Source organism: Candidatus Dedyshia acidiphila, from assembly GCF_051025295.1.
Classification (GTDB): domain Bacteria; phylum Acidobacteriota; class Terriglobia; order Terriglobales; family Acidobacteriaceae; genus KBS-83.
Genome location: NZ_JBMGJV010000094.1, coordinates 1 through 255, shown reverse-complemented (window position 1 = coordinate 255; position 255 = coordinate 1). Strand labels below are relative to the sequence as shown.

The following is a 255-nucleotide window of genomic DNA, read 5'->3' as shown; positions in this document are numbered from 1 at the left end:
GCCGATGCCTTGGGCGAACTGGGCTGGAACGGTGCATCACGGATTACCAGACGATCTGTACGTACCGAACGAAAAGATGGGCGACTACTTCGCGTTCATTGGACGCATCTCCCCAGAGAAGCGGGTCGATCGCGCGATCGAACTCGCAAAGCGTATGGGAACTCCCTTGAAGATCGCGGCGAAGATTGATGGTGCAGACCGCGAGTACTATGAATCGGAGATCAAGCACCTCATGGATGATCCCCTGATCGAGTT

General features: G+C 55.3%; 1 pseudogene. It reads left to right on the top strand.

The annotated features are described in order from the left end of the window. Nucleotides 1-31: 31 nt before the first annotated feature. A pseudogene (locus AC5IJH_RS18345) lies at nucleotides 32-255 on the top strand (glycosyltransferase family 4 protein); the annotation flags it as partial.